The sequence below is a fragment of the Kitasatospora sp. NPDC004669 genome, assembly GCF_040609455.1.
Taxonomy (GTDB): Bacteria; Actinomycetota; Actinomycetes; order Streptomycetales; family Streptomycetaceae; genus Kitasatospora.
On sequence record NZ_JBEXKB010000001.1, the window covers coordinates 29,150 to 46,215 of the forward strand.

The following is a 17,066-nucleotide window of genomic DNA, read 5'->3' on the forward strand; positions in this document are numbered from 1 at the left end:
AAGTCCGTGATGTGACAGGCTGGCCGGGGCCTGCGCTCCGGGCCTTGATCGGCCGGGACGGGAGATGCACCGTGACAGTCCTGCGACCCACGCTGGCGAAGGTGCCGTGGATGCTCGCGGCGCTGGTTCTCGTGGCCGGCCTCGCACTGGACCTTTTCGCGCCTCAGCCGTACACGGGGCTCCCACTGCTGGCAGCCGCACCGCTCATCGCGGGGGCCACCCTGCCCTTCCGCTCCGCGCTCGCCGTCGTGTGCGTCACCTGCGTGGTCTCGGTGTCGGTGGACATCGAACGCGGGCGTCCGGCGACACCACTGATCGTCGATCTCGCCGTGGTCAGCGTGATCGGCGTGCTGGCCCTCGCGGTCAACCAGCTGATCGTGCGGCAGGGGCGCGATCTGGCACTGACCAGGGACGTCGCGGAGAGGGTCCAGCGGGCGGTGCTCCCGGAGCCACCGAGGAACGTCGGGCCGCTGGCCGTGGCCGCGGGGTACACGGCGGCGCAGGCCGAGGCACGGATCGGCGGTGATTTCTTCGCCGTGCAGGAGACGCCGTTCGGGGTACGGATGATCATCGGCGATGTGCGGGGCAAAGGTGTTGCGGCTGTCGCCGTCGTGTCGATCGCGATCGGGGCCTTCCGTCAGGAGGCCGAGTACTCTCCCAGCTTGGTCACGTTGGGACAGCGGATCGACGAGGCGGTGACCAGAGAAGCAGCCCGGAGCGACCCGCTGTCCTCCACGGAGGGCTTCGTCACCGCCGTGCTGGCCGAGGTCTCCACCGACGGCGAGGCACTGAGCCTGGTGAACCGCGGGCATCCGCCCCCGTACCTGATGCACGACGGACGGCTCGCGCGGCTCGACCCGGCCGTCCCGCAGCTGCCCCTCGGCCTGGGACTGGGCGATCTCACCCCTGCCGGCTCCGTGCCCGCCGATGTCGTGCGGCTGCCCCCGGGGGCCTCGCTGCTGCTGGTGACCGACGGTGTCACCGAGGCGCGGGACAAGCGGGGGACCTTCTACGATCCGCTCGCCTCAGAGCGCATGCACAGGCGGTTCAGTGACCCCGACGCAGTGGTGGACGCCCTCACCGAAGACGTCGGCCACTGGACCGAGGGCAAACGCGACGACGACATGGCCATCCTGGTGGTCACCCGGCGCCACCGCCCTCCCCACGTCGCCTGATCAGGAAGCGAACTCCCATGCCGCCGCCGGCGGTGCAGTGCGCCACATCGCCGTCGGGGCGTGCTCAGTGGCGGGAGTCGCCCGCGTGGATGGCCTTTCCCAGGCGGTGACCGGGGTGCGGAGTGGGCGGGCGGTGGATGACGACGAGCGCGGCGTCGTCGTTGAGTCGCCCGCCGACGTGGGCGAGGAGGTCGCGGCGGATGTGGTGCAGGAGCACGTCGGGAGAGCTGTCCGTCCAGCGCGCGGTCCGCTCCGCGAGGGGGTAGAAGTCACCGTAGTGATCGCGGGCCTCGATGACGCCGTCGGTGTAGAGGAGCAGGGTGTCGCCGGCCTGGAAGGCGACCACATCGGGGGCGTGGTCCGCCGCCGCCATCTCGGCCACGCCCAGCGGAGGCGCGGGGTGCAGGCTCAGGGGGGAGACGGAGTGGTCCGGCGTGAGAAGCAGAGGCGGGGGGTGTCCACAGCTGATCATCTGGGTGGCGGAGCTGCCGTCGGGGATCTCCAGCAGCAGAACGGTGGCGAAGTGCTCTCCCGCGTCGCCGTCCGGTGACGCGAACTCGGCCTGGTAGCGGCTGATGCTGTGCTCCAGGGCCGCGGCCAGCGCCGGAAGGTTCGTGTGCTGGTGCGCGGCCTCGCGGAAGGCCCCGAGGAGGATCGCGGCCTCGCCGACCGCGGGCAGGCCCTTGCCCCTGACATCGCCGATCATCACTCGGACCCCGTCCTCGGTGCGGGTGGCCGCATACAGGTCACCCCCGATCCGGGCCTCTTCCTCGGCGGCCAGATACAGGCAGGAGATCTGCAGCGGGCCGATCTGCTCGGGCAGCGGCCACAACAGGACGTGCTGCGCGGCCTCGGACACGGACCGCACCTTGGCCAGCTGGCGTTCGCGCCGCTCGCGCACCAGACAGAAGCAGACGACCAGGACCGACAGCACGGCGAGGGTGGCGATCTGCACCAGGTGGTTCGTCGTGGTCAGTCCCCCGTGGAAGACCGCGATGATCACCTGCGCGGCCAGGGCCAGCACTCCCATCGCCCCGGTCAACCGGGGACCGGCGAACGACGCGGTGATCGCGGGCGCGATGACCAGAGCCGGCCCCAGGTGGACGCCCTCGGGAGAATGAAGGTCCACCACGGTGATCACCACGATGAGCACAAACGGGAGCACCAGCAGCGCATGGCGCGACCGCCATGGCTGCCCCAGACCGGCGAAGCGCCGTCCGACACCCACCCTTTTACTGTGCACCTCTCCCGCGTCGCCGACGACCGCGGAGCGAGGGCGGCCGTTCCGAAACGGCCCCTCCGCCGGACTCCGAAGACCCACCGCGATAGTGCGGCGATAGCGGTGCGTTGGTGCGGCTGCTTAGCCTCGTCCCCGCACCGGAGGAGGACGGATGGACAGACATCGGCTGGTCGTGGGCATCAGTGGCGCGACCGGGATCGTGTACGGGCTGCGGGTGCTGGAGCTCGCACGCAAGGCCGGCGTCGAGACACACCTCGTCGTCACGCCTGCCGGGCAACAGACCCGCGCGTACGAGACCGACTTGTCGGCGGCGGATCTGGCAGCCATGGCGGACGTCGTGCACCGGCCCGCCGACGTGGGCGCGGCCATCGCCTCCGGCTCCTTCCGCACGGCCGGGATGATCGTCGCGCCGTGCTCCATCCGCACGCTGTCGGCGATCGCGCAGTCCAACGGCGACAACCTGCTGACCCGGGCGGCGGACGTGACGCTCAAGGAGCGCCGCCGCCTGGTGCTGATGGTGCGGGAGACGCCGCTGACGCTCGGGCACCTGCGGGCGATGGCCGCGGTCACCGAGTCCGGCGGGATCGTCATGCCGCCGGTGCCGGCGTTCTACCTGCGGCCCGGCAGCGTCGACGAGATCGTCGAGCACACGGCCGGGCGGGCGCTGGACCTGCTCGGGATCGACGTGCCGAACCTGCGGCGCTGGGGTGAATGAGCCTCCCGTGCACACCTCCGGGCGCACGCCGGCACCACGAGCACGGTCCACCGAAGAACGGGAGAACCGATGAGCAACCCCACCACGACCCGGGCCAACGCCGTCATCACGGTGGCGAAGTACGAGCCCACGGTCTACGACCGGCCCGCCGAGGGCCCGACGCTGACCCGCATCCACGTCGAGGAGAGCTTCGCCGGTGACATCACCGCCGACGGCGTCGTGGAGTTCCTGCAGTCCGCCGGCAGCGACGGGTCGGCGAGCTTCGTCGGGATCGAGCGCGTCAGCGGCTCACTGGCCGGTCGCACCGGCACGTTCCTGCTGCAGGACCAGGGCACGGTCGAGGGCGACCTCGTCAAGGGCGACTGGTTCGTGGTGCCGGGTTCGGGCACCGGCGAGCTGACCGGTCTGCACGGCACCGGCGGGTTCCAGGCGAACCTCGGCGAGGGCGCCCAGGTCTGGCTCGACTACTGGTTCGAAGCGTGAGCAGCGTCGAGAAGCGGGACCTGACCGGGCGGACGGCGCCGGTGTGACGGCTGCGACGCACAGAGCACGGCGTGGCGGCCGGTGCGGCTTCCTCCCCCGACCGCCACGCCCGCCTCACGCGTAGACGTACTCCGGCTGCCACTGGTCCCGGGGCCGCTGGTGCAGCTCCACGTACACCTTGGCGATGGCCGCCGGGTCGAACCGCTCGTCGCCCGGGCGGATGAAGCCGCGGATGGTGACCGTGGTGACGTGCACGCCCGCGTCGCGCTGCTCCTCGTGCAGGGCGTGCGCGTAGGCGCGCAGCGCCGCCTTGCCGACCGAGAGGGTCGTGTAGTCGGGGGACGGCGCGAGCGCGAAGCCGCCGCCCGTGAACAGGACGGTGCCGCGGCCACCGCGGAAGGCCGGGATCACGTGGCCGGCCACGACCGTCGCGCCGATGACGTTGACCGCGAGACCGGCCGCCCAGCCCTCCGGGCTGACCGCGGTGGGGGTGTCGGGGCGGGCGTGGGCGGCGTTGTAGACGAGCGCCTCGGGGGCGCCCAGGTCGGTGACGGCCGCGTCCAGCGCGGAACGCAGCTGCGCCGGGTCCGCCGCGTCGGCCTGGTAGGCGTGCGCGGCGTGCCCCTCCTCGTGGAGCCGTGCGGCCAACTCCTTCAGCTTGGGGCTGGTCCGGCCGATCAGCGCGACCGCGTGGCCGGCCTCGGCGAAGGCGCGGGCCACGGCCACGCCGAGGCCGGGTCCGACACCGATGATCAGGGCACTGCCTTTGTCGGTCATGAACGCTCTCTCTCAACTCTCGTGGACGGGCACGCGGGCGGGGGCGGCGGCGAGCCAGGCCGCCTCCTGGCCGGGTTCCGGCATGATCCGGCCGCCTTCGAAGATGTAGCGCGACGGCACGTCACGGACGATGACGGCCACCCGGGCGACCGGACGGTCCGTCACCTCGCCGACGGCCTCCGCGATGCGGACGAGCAGCCGCTGCTTGTCCGGGTCGGAACGGCCTTCCCGGATGTGACCGATGACCATCACGGCGTCCGCCGCCGGTTCCCCGGCCACGAAGTGGTCGCCGGGTGCGACGGCGTCGAAGTAGGTGTGGACGAACTCCGCCGGCGCCGCGGTGACCTCGACGTGGATCCCGGTGATCGCCTCGGCGATCCGGCGCTTGTCCTCCCGGCTCAGGCTGTAAGCCGGGGCGCTGACCTGGTAGACCGGCACGGCCGCCTCACTCCTTCGCACTCTTGAAGCCGTAGGCCTCCCAGTTGTCCAGCACGTGCTGCTGGAGCTCCGGCGACCAGTTGTGGGCGAAGTCCGAGGCCACCGGCCGCTGGTCGGCCGGGAACCGGTCGGCGAGCAGGCAGTTGTAGACGACCTTGGTGGCGTGGTAGCTCAGCCGCTCGTGCTCGTCGAGATAGACCGGGATGATGTTCTGCGGCTGGGCGGGGAAGTGCGCCTCGCCGTGCTCCGGGTGCGAGCGGCTGGCGAACGCCCAGATGATCTGACCGGCATCGGCGATGTCGAAGTCGTGCTCGACCAGCAGCAGCTTGGGCACGCCGAAGGCGAGCTTGCCCGCGCCGAACACCACCTCGCCGACCCGCTGGGCCATGGCCTTGGAGTCCAGGCCCGAGTCCTCGTGCCAGGACGGCTTCAGCGCGACGACCCACCAGTGCGCCGCCGACTCCAGCACACCCCAGCAGGCCGACACCGGCACATCCGCCTCGCGCAGCACGTGCGTCATCTCGGCCGCGTGCGGCAGGCCCCAGCCGGTGTGGTCCTCCTCGACCGGCGCGCCGGCGACGGCGACCGGCAGGATCGCGTCGTCGCGGTAGGTCACCGCGGTGACGTGCAACACGGGCTTGGGCGAGTGGCTGCCGCGGTCCAGGTAACCCGGGTACTCGCCCATCGGGCCCTCCTCGACCAGATCGGTGCGGGAGACGTAGCCCTCGATGACGATCTCGGCGGTGGCGGGCACCAGCAGGTCCACGGTTTCGGCCGGCACCAGCTCCAGCGGCTCACCGAAGTAGGCGCCGAGGAAGTGCGACTCGTCGTCACCCTCCGGCAGCGGCATGCCGCCGACGTAGGGCAGGCCGGGCTCGACACCGAGCGCGACCGCGACCGGCATGTCCTCGCCCCGCTCGGTCCACTGCGCGCGGATCATCCCCAGGTGCTGGGGCGGCGGGATCAGGCAGGCCAGGCGGTTGTGGTCGACCAGCATCATGCGGTTGATCGACCAGTTGGTCCACGACCCGTCCGGCGTCTTCGCGATGTTCATCCCGAAGGACTGGATGTAGCGGCCGCCGTCGCCGTCGTGGATCAGCGGGGTGGGGAACTTCAGCAGGTCGATCGCGTCGCCCGTCATGACGTTCTGCTTGCAGGGCGCGGCGGCCCGCTCCACCACCACCGGCGGGATCGGCTCGCGCTGCCGCGCGTCGGCCAGCGCCGTGACGATCTCGGCGCCCTTGGCGTCCGCCGGGAGGCCGAGGGCCAGCGCGATGCGGCTGTAGGCGAGGCCGGGCTGGGCGGACAGCCCGCCGGGCGCCGACAGCACGCGGAAGCCCTTCTCGATGCCGGTGATCGTGTTGAAGAGCGGGGCCGGGGCCCGCAGTTCGTAGGTGCGACGCGCCACCGCGCCGAGTTCGAGCCGCCAGTCGACCTCCTTGTCGATCGGCTGGAGCTCGCCGATCGCGTCCAGGGCGTCGATGAAGGCACGAAGGCTTTTGAGGTGATTCACGACAGTCCTCCTCGTTCGTGCCCCTGACGCTAGACACGGCCGATATCGCGGCCCTAACGCCGGGACATCGCCGGAACCCGGTGCCCGTCCGCGCCGTCGGCCGTCGTCGGCTCGTACTCGGCGAGGCGGCGCTCGGCGTGCTCGGCACGCGTCGGATTCTCCGACCGCGCACGCAGGCTGACGTCCAGCCAGATGTCGCGTGCCGAATCCAGCCGGCCGTTGGCGGCCAGCAGTTCGGCGCGGGCCAGCCGGTAGTCGACGTCGAGCGGTTCACGCAGCCGCCGGATCAGGTCGAACGCGTTGCGGTAGTACACGGCGGCGGTCTCCAGATCGCCCAGCTTCCAGTGGATCCGCCCCAGGGCGTCGAGCGTCCAGGCCTCCTGCTGCGACCGGCCCAGGTCCCGGGCCATGGCCAGCGACTCCAGGCAGTGGACGTGCGCCTCCCGGTACTCCCCGCACTGGATCAGCGCCCAGCCGAGGTCGTTGAGCGCGTAACAGATCTCGTCCTGCCTGCCCGAGTGCCCGGCGGCCGTGAGGTGTTCCCGGGCGTGGCGGGCGAACTCACGGTGTTCACCCTGGCGGTAGGCGCACTGGCCCAGGACGCGGTGGACCTCGCCGAGGTACTCCGTGGCCCCCGCGGCGCGGAACATCCGGAGGGCACGCCGCAGTTGGAAGCGGGCGGTCTGGTACTCGCCGACCGAGGTCAGGGTGCGGCCGATCAGCAGGTAGCAGTAGCCCTGCGCGATCGGATCGCCCAGGAGCTTGGCGGCGGCCAGCGCGGCCCGCGCCTGCCGCAGCTCCTCGGGCCGGCCGCCGCGCAGCGCCAGTCCGTAGGACTGCGCGGCCGCCAGGCGCCACGCGTAGGAGTTCAGGCCGCGCGCCGCCGCCTGGGCGATCAGGGTGGTGAGTACCTGCTGCTCGTCGGCCAGCCAGGCCAGGGCGGTGTCGCGGTCGGCGAAACCCGCCGGCGTGAGGCTCGCCGGGAGCGGAACGTGGTCGGGCTCGATGTCCGCCGACAGGGCGCTGCAACTGCGGTCGGCCGCCAGGGCCCAGCGCAGGTAGTAGTCGTAGAGCCGGTGGCGCGCGGCCTGCTGTTCGCGCGCGTCGGCCGCGTCGTCCACCAGCTCGACGGCGAACGCCCGGAGCAGGCTGTGCATCGTGTACCGGCCCGGGGCGCGCTCGGTCAACAGACTCATCGCCGCCAACTCGTCCACCAGCGGCACCGCTTCGGCCAGCGGGACGTCCGCGACCGCCGCCGCCGCGGCCGCCGTCAGCTCCGTGCCCGGATGCAGGCCGAGGAATCGGAAGACGCGTGCGGCCGACTCCGTGAGCCCGACGTACGACCAGGACAGTACGCTCCGCACGCTGCTGGCGTCGTCCCCGGCGCTCAGCGCGTTGAGCGCGCCGCGGTCCAACTGGTCGGCGAGCGTGGACAACGGCGTGGCGGACACGGCGGCGCGGTCCGCCGCGACGGACAGCGCCAACGGCAGGTGCGCGCAGCGCTCCGCGATGGCCTCGATCGCCTGTCCCTGCCCGGACGTCCGCCGAGCCCCGAGCCTGCGCACGAGCAGCCGATGCGAAGCGTCCGCGCTGAGCGGAGCCAGCACCAGCGCCTCGGCGCCTTCCAGCGCCACCAGGCTGCCCAGCGACCTGCGGCTGGTCACCAGCGCGCGGCAGTCCTTGCCGGACGGCAGCAGCGGCCGGACCTGGGTCGCGTCGCGCACGTTGTCGAAGACCACCAGCAGCCGCTTGTCCGCGACCAGGCCCCGGTAGAGCGCCGCCCGGCCCTCGGGCGTGGCGGGAAGACGGGTTGCGGGGACGCCCAGGAAGTCGAGCAGCGCGTCGACGGCGCCGTCGGTCGCGACGGGTCTGCCCTCGGCGGTGAAGCCGTTCAGGTCCAGGTACATCTGCCCGTCGGGAAACCGTTCGGCGATGCTGTGCGCCCAGGCCAGGGCAAGGGTCGTCTTGCCGACGCCGGCGGGCCCGACCACGGTGGCGACACGCACGCCGGCACCGGCGTCCAGTGCGCAGGTCGCGATCGGGCCGTCCCCGATACGGGAGGCGAGCGGGGCGGCTGCCGCCTCCGGCAGCGGGGCGGGTGGGGCCAGCAGTCGGGTGAGCTCCCGCAGCTCCTGCTCACGACCGACGACCAGCTGCGGCGGGCGCGGCAGCTGCGACAGCGGGAACCCGGCGGACGGTCCGCCCGGCGGGTCGCCCTGCGCCCCCTCCGTCAGGCCGTCCCGCGCAGGTGCGACGGGCCCCGTCACGGTCCTCGCCGCAGCCCGGGCCGTGCCCGCCGCAGACGCCCCCGCTCGGGACGGCACCCGTCCGGTCCGTGCCGCCGCGGCCTTCGCCCGCGCCACGGACCGACCGCCGGAGCGGGCCAGGGTGCGCGCCTGGTCCCATACCGCCATCAGCTCCGACAGCGGGGCGTCCCGCAGTACCAGTCCGTGCAGTTCCCGCAGGCACGGCGAGGGGTCGGCGCCGATGCCGTCCCGCAGCGCCCGCCGGGCCCTGCCGTAGCAGCTCAGTGCTTCGGCCCGGCGCCCGGTGCCGTACAGGGCCACCATGGCGCGTTCGTACATCGGCTCCAGCAGCGGGTGCGCGACGGTGAGGTCCATCAGCCGCGGCAGCGCCCGGTCGAGGTAGGCACCGCTGAGCAGCGCGTCCAGCCGGACCTCCTCCAGGCGCAGCTGGAGGAGGTCGAACGAGGGCACCCAGTCGGCCCGGAGCCGCTCGCACGGCACATCCTCCAGGGGTTCACCGCGCCACAGGGCGAGGGCCGCGTCCGCGTGCCGCTCGCCGGACCGCCAGTCCCCACCGCAGACCGCCTTCCGGGCCCGGGTCTCCAGCGTCGCGGCCCGCAGGTGGTCGAGCTCGGCGTCGTCGCGGACCTCCAGCCGGTAGCCGCCGGCCGTGGTCTGCAGACGGTCGGCGACCCCCAGCAGGTTCCGGCGCAGCCGGGCCACGTAGTTGAGGATCGCCGGTTTGGCGTTCACCGGCTTGCGGTCCGGCCAGACGGCCTCCATCAGGGCGCCGGTCGAGACGGTGAGGTTGGCGCGCAGCGCCAGGCAGGCCAGGAGGGTGCGCTGCTTGGGCGCGGCGACGACGAGGCGATCTCCGGCGTCCGTCTCGACCTCAAGCGGCCCCAGCACGCCCAATCGCATTTCAAGCCCCTCCCCCGCCGTCCCTCACCACAGTAACTCGCTCTCGGAGCACGGGGTGTGATCTTGTGTCGGTTCCCGGCAGGAGCGATCACCGCGCACCTCGAGGGCCGGCCGGCGAGCACACGGCCGGGCGACGGCACGACCTCTTCGGGGTGGCCGGAGCCCGGCGGCCCCGGGGCCGCGTCCGTGCGGCGGGCAGCCGGCCCCGGGGCATCATCCAGCCGACCGAGCGGGACCGCTCGGCCACCGGCCGGTCGTCTGGCCTGTTCGGGTGCCATCTGTGGGCCATACCGGTCACCGGGGGCGAAGGCCTCCGAGGCGAAGGCCGCGGGCCCGTACAACCTCGTGTGGGGCGCCGGCTTCCCGCCGCTTCCGGGCAGGACGGCCATGGCCGTGGCCACGGCCCCGGTTCCGCGCCGGCGAGCAGCAGAAGGAGGAGGGACGTGCCTGCGACCATGGGTGCCCGGCACCGCTGGATGGCGGCCGCGACGGTGATGGTGACGGCTGGGGCACTCGGTTCGCTCGGGGCAGGCACGTCCGCAGCGTCCGACCCGACGGGATGGGACCGTGCCCAGTGCGCGACCCGGCCCGCCCCGCCGGTGACGAACGTACCGCCACCGATCACCTCCGGCAGCGATGTGTGGAGCTTCGTGTCCGCGCCGAAGCTGCATCCCATGCGGGTCACCGTGACCGCGCGACAACCGGGCACGGCCCCGGGGGACGTCTTCGTCGCCCCGTACAACCTCACCCAGCCGGTCGGCCAGACCGGGGCGCTGATGCTCGAAGACTCCGGCGATCCGGTCTGGTTCCGCCCGCTTCCCGTCGCGAACCTCGAGAACGGCGACTTCCGGGTGCAGACGTACCGCAACCCCCGGACCGGCGTCACACAGCCGGTGCTGACGTTCTGGCAGGGAACCATCGCGATTCCCCCGTACTACACCGACCTGCCCGGCGGCGCCCCCGAGCCGGGCGGCTGCTACTACGTCTACGACGACCACTACCGCCTGCTCAGCACGGTCTCCGCCCGGCACGGCTTCTACCCGGACTTCCACGAGTTCCTCCTGACGCGCCGGGGGACCGCGCTGTTCATCGCGTCCAAGCCGGTCCCGATGGACCTCACCCCGTACGGGGGGCCGAAGAACGGAGCCATCGAGGACAGCGAGATCCAGGAGGTCGATCTCGCGACCGGGAGACTCGTCTTCTCGTGGGACGTCCTGGACCACGTGAACCCGGCGGAATCCGAGGTGTCGGCCTCCTCGGCGTCCTCGTCCGGCGGGGTGTGGGACGCCTACCACGTGAACTCGATCGACGAGGGCCCCGACGGCCAGCTGCTGATCTCGGCCCGAAACCTCTGGGCGGTCTACGACGTCGCGCGGAAGACAGGCGACATCCGCTGGCAACTCGGCGGCAAGAGAAGCGACTTCGGCTTCGGCCCGAACGCGGACTTCTACTGGCAGCACCACGCCCGGTTCCGGCCGGGAAACCGGATCAGCATGTTCGACGACGGCTGCTGCAACCAGCCGGACGGCACCCCCGAACAGCAGTCGCACGGCCTGATCCTCGACCTCGACCTCCCCAACCACCGCGCGACCGCGGCGCGGACCTACTACCACGCACCGGGGTTGTACGCGGCGTCCCAGGGGGACACCCAGGCGCTCACCAACGGCAACGAGTTCGTCGGGTGGGGGCAGGAGTCGTACTACTCGGAGTACAGGGGTGCCGGGAACACCGAGGGTGACGGCTCGAAGAACCTGCTCTACGACGCCATGATGCCGGGCTCCGACATCTCGTACCGGGCGTTCCGCCACGAGTGGGTCGGCAAGCCGTGGTACCCGCCCAGTGCGGCGGCGCGCGGCGGCAGCGGCGGGCGGAGCACCGTCTACGCCTCCTGGAACGGTTCGACGGAGACCAGAGCGTGGCAGGTGCTCGCCGGACCGGACGCCCGTTCCCTGTCGGTGGTCGTCGACCACGCCGACCGGACCGGCTTCGAGACGGCCGTCACGACGGACAACCCGGGACCGTACTTCCAGGTGAGGGCGCTGAACGCGAAGGGGGAGGTCATCGGGACGTCCCACGTCGTGACCCGCTCCGGTTGAGGTGGGGGTGTGATCGACACCGAGTCGGACTCCGCGGAGAATCGGAGAGCGTGTCGGGGGCGACCCCTCACGGGTTCGGATCCCGCATCCTCCGCCTCCGCCCGCGGCGCCGCGATCGACGCCGACGGACGGGCCGGCACCGGACACAACGGCGGTCCGCGGTCAATGGGCGGCCACGGACTCCGGGCCGGCGTCCGCCACCCCCGCGCGTCCGCCGTCGACCCCGCGCAACACCTGCGCCTCGGCCAAGGCCTGCGGCGAGAGCGGCTTGCGCCCCCGGCCGTCCCGGCAGGCCGGAACCCGGGGCTGCTCCAGGCGTGCCGGGCGCTCCAGAGTGTTCGTTTCTGCACCGTCGGCCATGGTTCGGGCCGACCCGGGCGGCGCGAACCGGTGGCGGGCGATGACCGCGCCCGTGGGGGTCGCGATCGACAGGTACGGCTCGTCCAGTCGGTGGTGGACCGTCACCAACGCGCCGACGAGGTCGGGCTGGACCGCGTAGAAGCTGTCTCGGTACGGCACCAGCCCCTGCGGGCCGACGACCCGGTGAGTGAACAATCGCGCGGGGAACGGGGTGGCCGGCAGGGCCGGCAGCCGATGGTCGTCCTGGGTGTCCTGGGTGTCCTGGCACAGTGCGAGCCGATCGAGCTCGTCCTGGGCGTCGGCCAGCCAGATGTCACGCGCGACGCCGCGCCACCAGTCGCGCAGCACCGCCTCCCGGGCCTCGCCCGGCGGGTCGACGTGGTCGGCCGGACCGAGCTGGACTGCCGCGCCGTAGTAGCGGGCCACCTGGGCGAAGGCCGGCTTCGGCTGGCCGGTCGTGACGGTGCACGCGACCGGCGTCCGGCCGAGCCGCCAGCATCCGGGGGTGCCGTCGAACCGGCGCAGCACCCGGTCGATCGCCTCCACCAGGTGCGGAAGGTCGTCGCCGTCGCTCAGCACGCCGCGCCAGCGACCGGAGGTGCTGAGGGTGCCGATCAGCAGCTGCGCGTGGGTACCGCACCCCCATCCCGCCGGCGGGGCGGGCAACCGGAGCCAGTCGAACCGGATCTCCTGGCCGCCTCGTAGCGCGTCCACCGGCCCGCCCGGGTACGCACCGGGCGGGCAGTGCGCACAGGGCGGACGCAGCAGGTGCCGACGCAGCGCCCGGGTGAAGGTGGAGTAGGCACCGGGGTAGCCGAGCTCGACCACCTCCGCGAACAGCCGGGTCGCCAGGAGGTGCGGGTCGTCGGCCAGCCGCTGCCGGCAGTAGGGCAGGAAGAGCAGGAACACGTCCGGCGTCGCACTGCGCACGCCCGCGATCCGGCCGCCGCCGAGATAGGACCGTACCGTTTTGCGGTCGTGCCCCAGATGCCGGGCGATCGCCGAGATCGACCAGCCCTGGAGATGCAGCTCCCGCATCTCCAGATATTCCTTTCTGGCGAGCATTCCAGTCCCCTTGCCGAAACCGACTCAAAAATCATGCCGGGTGCATGTGGATGGCTGATCCCTCCAACGAGCCAAAGACCTTACATGAGCATCCGGAAGATGCGAAGCGGGCAGGATGTCTACACCAATGATTCGTTGAGCATTGCGGGGAGGATGCGGCCTCCGCGTGCGCCACCCCGCCGCACCATCCGGGGAGGATCATCAAGCAGGTATGGCCAGTTATGAACATATGACCACCATTCCGATGGTGGGGAATTTTCGCGAGCGCCATGCGAAATCTTTAATACAGCAGGCCAGGTGGACCGCCCGGGGAATTCCATGTAGCATGCCCGAAATGAGCTATTAAAGGTCGCCCGGATTGCCGACATTCGATGGGCCATCCCTGTCGTTGATCGGGGTATGAGCGTAATTCGTCAATGGCAAAATTTGCCCCCGGCAGACCGGGACCCCGTGTGCAGCGTCGGCACCTGGCTATTTGTGCCTGATCGTCGAAATGCTGCGGGAGACGTGCAGTGCGGCTACCTGTCGCGCAACGGGGAGCGCGTCGTCCTGGCGCACTGTTCCCGGCTGCTGGCCGACTTCCTGCGCACGATCCGCCACCTCCAGGAGAGCCACACCCACCGCGCCGGCTCCTCGACCCCGGCCGAATGCTGACCCGCGCGACTCGGCGGCGGGCGAGCAAGGCAGCGGACGGCACAAAGTTGGGAGTTGGCGATGTACGACCCGATGGGCGAGTCCTCCGTCTGGCCCGGGGCCGGGGGCAGTGTCCTCGGCGCCCCGACCGCCGAGGGATGGGTCAGTTGGGACAGCGGGCAGCCCGAGCCGCTCCACGCCTACGCGTCGCTGGACGACCTCACCCTGCTCGACACCGTGCCGCACCAGGCGATGAGGGAGCCCACTCCCACCGTCCGGCACCGCCGCGAACAACCGGTGACACCGTGGCCGTTGATCTTCCGCAGGCTGTTCGGGGTGCTGACGGCCGTGACGGTCACCGCCGTCTGCGTGCTGGACTGGCTGCTCTGCTACGCCCCGCTGCGCGACCTCGCCGGGCCCCGGGTGCCGCACGGAATGGACTACCTGTGGCCGGTGATCATCTACGGGCCGTGGCTGGTGGGCAGCCTCTCGACGCTGCGCAGCACACTGGAATCACGCAGGCTGGTGCACGCCTGGGTCGTGGTGGTCGTCTTCTCCGGCATCGCGACGGGGCTGTGCTCCTTCGAGGTGTACCGGACGTCCCTCGATCCGCTCGACATCGTCGTCGCGGGCCTGCCGCCGATCACCTCGGCCGTCTGTCTGCACCAGTTGGTGCGGCAGATCGCAGCGACCTCTCGTCCCCGCCGCCCATCGCCCCGGCACACCACCCACCGGGTGTCGCGACGGCGGAGGCGCTGAGCCCGGCCGAAGGCCCGTCCCCGTCGGCCCGCTCAGCCGTCGTCGCGCGCCCATGACACCGACCAGCCACGAAGACCACCCGGGCCGTCGGGCCGCCGACCGCGCCCTCGGGGCGTCTGCGCACTCTGGAGGGCTCCGACCGGGTTGCGGTCGGGGCCCTCGTCGTTCCCCCGCCCCAGTCCCCGGACTCAGTCCCCGGACCCAGTTCCCGGCGCGGCTGCAACGGCCCCCTGTCGATACGGGCTTCTGTCCGGCGGGTCGAGTATGTCATCATGCGATGACATCGTCTGATGACATCGCATGATGACAGTCGTCGGACACCCGATCTCCGACAAGGGAGGGCGCGTCCATGGAGACCCCTACGGGCCTGTCGACGCGACGTGAGCGGGCCCTGGTGCCCGTGCTGGTGTTCCTCAGTGCCGTGGTGGCGGTGATCAGCAGCCTCGGTGCGCCGATGATCCCGACCATCGCGGCCGTCGACCACGTGTCGCTCGCCGAGGCGCAGTGGTCACTGACCATCACCATGCTGGTCGGGGCGGTCGCCACCCCGGTGCTCGGCCGCCTGGGCGACGGGCCGGCCCGGCGTACGGTCACCCTCACCGCCGCCGCCATGGTGGTGCTCGGCAGTGTGCTGGCCGCGCTGCCGCTCGGCTTCGGCTGGCTGGTCGCGGGTCGGGCGCTGCAGGGCGTCGGGGTCGGACTGACCCCGCTGGCCATCGCCACCGCCCGGGACGCCCTGCCCGCCGCGGCCTCCCGCTCGGCGGTCGCGCTCCTCTCCATCACCACCGTCGCCGGCGTCGGCCTCGGCTACCCGATCACCGGCCTGATCGCCCAGTCCTTCGGCATCCACGCCGGATTCTGGTTCGGCGCCGTGATCAGCGCTCTGGCCCTGGTGCTGGCCGCCCTGGTACTGCCCCCGACGACGGGCCGCGAGCGGCGCCCGCTGGACGCGCTCGGCGCGGTGCTGCTCGGGCTGGCGCTGGTCGGACTGCTGCTGGTGCTCAGCGAGGGCGAGACCTGGGGCTGGGGCAGCGCCCGACTGTGGACGATGGCGGGAGTGTCCCTGCTGTTGCTGGTCGGCTGGATCCGGCACGAACTGCGCACCGCCCACCCGCTGGTGGAGCTGCGCAGCCTGGCCAACCCCGTGGTGCTGACCGCGGACGTGGCCGGACTGGTCGCGGGCGTCGGGATGTACCTGCTGATGTCGCTGGTGATCCGCTACGTCCAGACCCCGGTCAGCACCGGCTACGGCCTGGGCGCCTCGGTCGTCGTCGCCGGCCTGGTGCTGCTGCCGTTCTCGGCGGTCAGCCTGCTGTCCAGCAAGGTGGTCCCGGGCCTCACCCGGCGCACCTCGTCCGCCCTGGTGCTGCCGCTGGGCTGCGCGGTCTCGCTGGCCTCGATGCTGTTCTTCCTGTTCGCCCGCGCCCACCTGTGGGAGCTCCTGGTGGTGATGGGGATCGCCGGACTCGGCGTCGGCTGCACCTTCGCCGTGATGCCGGGGCTGATCGTCAACGCGGTGCCCGCCGACGAGGTGGGCAGCGCGGTCAGCTTCAACCAACTCCTGCGCACCGTCGGCTACTCCACCGGCAGCGCGCTGTGCGGTGCCGTGCTCCAGGCGCGCACCGCGCCGGGACAGCTGCTGCCCGCGGACAGCGGCTACCGGGACGCCGCGCTGATCGGCTGTGCGGTGTGGGTGGTGATCGGCCTGACTACGATCGTCCTGCCGCGGCTCAGTGCCGCGACCGCCGCCCGCAGGGGTGCGCGCGTGGACGAGGAGCTGATGGTGGAAGAGAGCATCGCCGACGGCGTGGCCGGCGAGGCCGAGGTGCCCGCGCTGCGGGCCGGGGCCGAGCGGTGACCGACGCGACCCCCGGGGCCGACGGGACCACCGCCGCGGACAGCGGACGGCCGGAACCCGCGGCCCCCCGGCGCCGGGACGCCGCCCGCAGCCGGGAGCTCCTGATCCGGGCGGCGCTCGAACTCTTCGCCGACCGCGGCTTCGAGCGCACCACCATCCGGGAGATCGGCGACCGGGCCGGCGTGGACCCGGCACTGATCGCCCGCTACTTCGGCGGCAAGACCCAGCTCTACCTGGCCACCGTACGCATGGAGTTGGGCGACTCGGCACCCGCCGACCTGCTGGACGAGGACCGCCTGCGCACCCTGGTGGAGCGGCTCACCCGCCGCGGCCCCGGCCCCTCCTTCCAGGCCGCGGTCCTGCCCGGCGACAACACCGAGGTCCAGCAGGCCGCCCGCACCTACCTCCACGAGCGCCTGGTGCAGCCCCTGCACGACCGCTTCGCGGCCGAGGACGTGGACCGCCCCCAGCTGCGCGCCGAACTCGCGGCGGCCGCCTTCGCCGGAATCATCCTGGCCCGCTCCAGCGGCGCCTTCGGCGAACTCGCCAAGGCCGAACCCGGGGAACTGCTCCCGCTCCTCCACGACCTCCTGGCCGCCAGCCGCCCGACCCGGTAGCGGAGGTCGGCCTCACCGGTTCCCCGTGCGCGGCGGGGCCGCCCAGACCGCGGCGAGGCGGGTGACCAGCTCGGCGGCGAGCGATGGCGCTGGACCGGGGATGACCTCGCTCGCCGGCTTCGTCCTGGCCTCACTGCTCCCGGTCGCCGTGCCGGGGCCCGATCCGGTCG

At 72.3% G+C, this 17,066-nt stretch carries 14 protein-coding genes; 8 read left to right on the forward strand and 6 right to left on the reverse strand.

What is annotated here, in order from left to right; all coding sequences use genetic code 11:
• Positions 1-71 precede the first annotated feature (71 nt).
• A complete protein-coding gene (locus ABZW30_RS00150; RefSeq protein WP_355668743.1) occupies positions 72-1,175 on the forward strand; it encodes a PP2C family protein-serine/threonine phosphatase in 1,104 nt (367 codons plus the stop codon).
• Between the two features lie 64 nt (positions 1,176-1,239).
• Here the strand turns inward: ABZW30_RS00150 and ABZW30_RS00155 are convergent, their stop codons facing one another.
• Entirely contained in the window at positions 1,240-2,403 is a 1,164-nt protein-coding gene (locus tag ABZW30_RS00155; protein ID WP_355668744.1) for a PP2C family protein-serine/threonine phosphatase, read from the reverse strand.
• A 163-nt stretch (positions 2,404-2,566) separates the two neighbouring features.
• Between ABZW30_RS00155 and ABZW30_RS00160 the strand changes: the two genes are divergently transcribed.
• Both ABZW30_RS00160 and ABZW30_RS00165 read left to right on the forward strand, forming a co-directional pair.
• On the forward strand, positions 2,567-3,130 hold the full coding sequence (locus ABZW30_RS00160; protein ID WP_355668745.1) for a UbiX family flavin prenyltransferase: 564 nt from the start codon (positions 2,567-2,569) through the stop codon (positions 3,128-3,130).
• A 69-nt stretch (positions 3,131-3,199) separates the two neighbouring features.
• On the forward strand, positions 3,200-3,613 hold the full coding sequence (locus ABZW30_RS00165; protein WP_355668746.1) for a DUF3224 domain-containing protein: 414 nt from the start codon (positions 3,200-3,202) through the stop codon (positions 3,611-3,613).
• Between the two features lie 114 nt (positions 3,614-3,727).
• Here the strand turns inward: ABZW30_RS00165 and ABZW30_RS00170 are convergent, their stop codons facing one another.
• Genes ABZW30_RS00170 through ABZW30_RS00185 form a run of 4 tightly spaced genes read right to left on the reverse strand, consistent with a single transcriptional unit; the run spans position 3,728 to position 9,508 of the window.
• Positions 3,728-4,390 carry an SDR family NAD(P)-dependent oxidoreductase gene (locus ABZW30_RS00170; protein WP_355668747.1) on the reverse strand — a complete coding sequence of 221 codons (663 nt, stop codon included), beginning with the start codon at positions 4,388-4,390 and terminating at the stop codon, positions 3,728-3,730.
• Between the two features lie 12 nt (positions 4,391-4,402).
• Positions 4,403-4,828: a tautomerase family protein gene (locus tag ABZW30_RS00175; RefSeq protein ID WP_355668748.1), complete on the reverse strand. Its 426-nt coding sequence runs from the start codon at positions 4,826-4,828 to the stop codon at positions 4,403-4,405.
• A gap of 7 nt (positions 4,829-4,835) precedes the next feature.
• Entirely contained in the window at positions 4,836-6,341 is a 1,506-nt protein-coding gene (locus ABZW30_RS00180; RefSeq protein WP_355668749.1) for a UbiD family decarboxylase, read from the reverse strand.
• A 53-nt stretch (positions 6,342-6,394) separates the two neighbouring features.
• A complete protein-coding gene (locus ABZW30_RS00185; RefSeq protein WP_355668750.1) occupies positions 6,395-9,508 on the reverse strand; it encodes a BTAD domain-containing putative transcriptional regulator in 3,114 nt (1,037 codons plus the stop codon).
• 674 nt (positions 9,509-10,182) lie between these two features.
• On the opposite strand from ABZW30_RS00185, the gene ABZW30_RS00190 reads away from it, so the two are divergent.
• The gene (locus ABZW30_RS00190; RefSeq protein WP_355668751.1) at positions 10,183-11,604 is read left to right on the forward strand and encodes an arylsulfotransferase family protein; all 1,422 of its coding nucleotides are present in this window, start codon (positions 10,183-10,185) and stop codon (positions 11,602-11,604) included.
• A gap of 162 nt (positions 11,605-11,766) precedes the next feature.
• Here ABZW30_RS00190 and ABZW30_RS00195 read toward each other — a convergent pair whose 3' ends face one another.
• Positions 11,767-13,029, reverse strand: a complete 1,263-nt coding sequence (locus ABZW30_RS00195) for an IS21 family transposase (RefSeq protein ID WP_355668752.1) — start codon at positions 13,027-13,029, stop codon at positions 11,767-11,769.
• A gap of 507 nt (positions 13,030-13,536) precedes the next feature.
• Between ABZW30_RS00195 and ABZW30_RS00200 the strand changes: the two genes are divergently transcribed.
• From ABZW30_RS00200 to ABZW30_RS00215, 4 genes are all read left to right on the forward strand, one after another.
• A complete protein-coding gene (locus ABZW30_RS00200) occupies positions 13,537-13,683 on the forward strand; it encodes a hypothetical protein (RefSeq protein ID WP_355668753.1) in 147 nt (48 codons plus the stop codon).
• A 54-nt stretch (positions 13,684-13,737) separates the two neighbouring features.
• On the forward strand, positions 13,738-14,421 hold the full coding sequence (locus ABZW30_RS00205; RefSeq protein WP_355668754.1) for a hypothetical protein: 684 nt from the start codon (positions 13,738-13,740) through the stop codon (positions 14,419-14,421).
• Positions 14,422-14,770: 349 nt separating this feature from the next.
• Positions 14,771-16,279 carry an MFS transporter gene (locus ABZW30_RS00210; RefSeq protein ID WP_355668755.1) on the forward strand — a complete coding sequence of 503 codons (1,509 nt, stop codon included), beginning with the start codon at positions 14,771-14,773 and terminating at the stop codon, positions 16,277-16,279.
• Positions 16,276-16,896: a helix-turn-helix domain-containing protein gene (locus ABZW30_RS00215; RefSeq protein WP_355668756.1), complete on the forward strand. Its 621-nt coding sequence runs from the start codon at positions 16,276-16,278 to the stop codon at positions 16,894-16,896. The genes ABZW30_RS00210 and ABZW30_RS00215 overlap by 4 nt, the downstream gene beginning before the upstream one ends.
• Positions 16,897-17,066 lie beyond the last annotated feature (170 nt).

Coding starts and splice junctions, on each gene's coding strand:
- ABZW30_RS00160 (WP_355668745.1), top strand. CDS start 2,567: ATGGACAGACATCGGCTGGTCGTGGGCATCAGTGGCGCGACCGGGATC.
- ABZW30_RS00165 (WP_355668746.1), top strand. CDS start 3,200: ATGAGCAACCCCACCACGACCCGGGCCAACGCCGTCATCACGGTGGCG.
- ABZW30_RS00185 (WP_355668750.1), bottom strand. CDS start 9,508: ATGCGATTGGGCGTGCTGGGGCCGCTTGAGGTCGAGACGGACGCCGGA.
- ABZW30_RS00195 (WP_355668752.1), bottom strand. CDS start 13,029: ATGCTCGCCAGAAAGGAATATCTGGAGATGCGGGAGCTGCATCTCCAG.
- ABZW30_RS00190 (WP_355668751.1), top strand. CDS start 10,183: ATGCGGGTCACCGTGACCGCGCGACAACCGGGCACGGCCCCGGGGGAC.
- ABZW30_RS00210 (WP_355668755.1), top strand. CDS start 14,771: ATGGAGACCCCTACGGGCCTGTCGACGCGACGTGAGCGGGCCCTGGTG.
- ABZW30_RS00170 (WP_355668747.1), bottom strand. CDS start 4,390: ATGACCGACAAAGGCAGTGCCCTGATCATCGGTGTCGGACCCGGCCTC.